The sequence below is a fragment of the Shewanella sp. BJSY2023SW001 genome (assembly GCF_047314685.1).
GTDB lineage: Bacteria > Pseudomonadota > Gammaproteobacteria > Enterobacterales > Shewanellaceae > Shewanella > Shewanella indica.
In genome coordinates this window covers 1-1679 of record NZ_JBKORF010000028.1, presented here as the reverse complement: position 1 = coordinate 1679, position 1679 = coordinate 1, and the positions used below count along the sequence as shown (strand labels likewise).

Below are 1679 nucleotides of genomic sequence, written 5' to 3'. Positions count from 1 at the left end.
GTAATCACTACCATTTGGTGCTCAAAATCGACCTTGCTGCGCAACAATCATTGTCGCCATTTGAAGTCATCGAGCGTTGGACCGGGCTCTTTAGTTGAAATATAGGACAGCCATATCTTTTTGATGTTTCACACAGCCTTGACTAGGCTTTGAAATACTCATCAAAGCTTAGTCGAGGTTGGTTATGACCATTACGTCCGAGGGTAGTAATCCTTTGCACCTTCTTTAACGAACTCGATTATTGAGGATGTCGACACATATTAGCTGTACCACCATTACATTCTGTGATGGTTATCGTGCCTCGAGGGACTATTCTTGTTGTCTCACCCACTACAGCTAACCCATATGCTCTAAATGCGCCATAGAGTGTTTGCCATGATTGTAGTGACAGGTTTGATACATCCATCAATTTTGGAAATGGATTCTGAGCTTTAAGATCTATTTGATTTCCATTTGTATCAATAACCTTCGTAAATTTGTAATGGAGGTTGTCATCCATATCGTAAAAATCAACCTCAGCATAAGCCTTAGAACCATCAGAGAAAGAAAAAACTATAGCCGGAGCACTGACGTTAATGCCTTTAGAGACGATCTTTGTAGCTGCCTCTACAAGTCCAACATATCTTTCAGTGATTGTACTAGAATTTACCTGTGACTTGTAGTAGTCAATAACTTTACCATGATTATATGATGCACCAATAAGGTCATACCCACTGGGGACGACGGTTTCAGGGATTGCAGTAGCATACTGCTTTACCACCGACTTATAGTCATTGAATGAAGTTGCAAAACTCATCAGAGCATTAATCTCATCATTAGTGAGTTCTTCTTTTGTAGCTGTATGAGTCCTTATTATTTTACAGTCTTGAATAAACCCACCTCGACCATCAGGTTCCCTACTTTTAGGGTCGCATACGTTTTTATGCGTTTTGGTTACTTTATACTTTCTGAACTCATAGTTCTCAAAGTTTATTACATTGACATAAATCGTTTGTCCTTGAACAGCTTCGTCTTTAGCTGCTTGATTGAACTGTTCCTCGCTAACACAGGAATTACATTCTACATGGTAGCCATCAATAGCAAACGCCGATGCTGGCAAGGAAACAACTGCTAAAAACCCTAACGCCTTGAATAATCTCATTGTTACCATTCCTTAGCAAATAAAACTTAATTGAGACATTGAGGTTGCATATGTAAGTTGTTTTGCCAGTGATGTCAATGTGGGAAGTGCTTATGTTTTATATATCTTGAATGTTTCTCCTAATCGCCAAATCAATTAACAATTAATTAAAATAAATAAAGTATTCATGATACATCGTTGATACATTTTAACTTTGTTTTATAGTTATTCATGCGGAATACTGGTTGAATCTTTAGTGAAGAAAGACGAAGAAAGACAGGACAGCCATATCTTTTTGATGTTTCGCCCAGCCTTGACTAGGCTTTGAAATACCCATCAAAGCTCAGTCGAGGTTGGTTATGACTACAGCCCGCCGTCAGTTGATAGACGCTGAAAGTACGCCCTTTTACCACGTGATTAACCGTTGCGTGAGAAGGGCATTTTTGTGTGGTGAAGATGAACTCTCGGGGCGCAGTTACGAGCATAGACGTGGCTGGATAGTGGATAAAATCAGGCAGTTGTCGTCAATATTCTGCATCGACGTTTGCGCTTATGCGGT

Annotated in this window: 1 protein-coding gene and 1 pseudogene; one reads left to right on the top strand and one right to left on the bottom strand. The window is 39.7% G+C overall.

Going from position 1 to position 1679, the window contains the following annotated elements; all coding sequences use genetic code 11:
* Positions 1-238: 238 nt before the first annotated feature.
* Positions 239-1141, bottom strand: coding sequence for a hypothetical protein (locus tag ACMHXH_RS07085; protein WP_039033346.1), 903 nt, complete (start codon positions 1139-1141; stop codon positions 239-241).
* 338 nt (positions 1142-1479) lie between these two features.
* Here ACMHXH_RS07085 and ACMHXH_RS07080 point away from each other — a divergent pair.
* Positions 1480-1679 (top strand): annotated as a pseudogene (locus ACMHXH_RS07080) (alpha-amylase family glycosyl hydrolase); the annotation flags it as partial.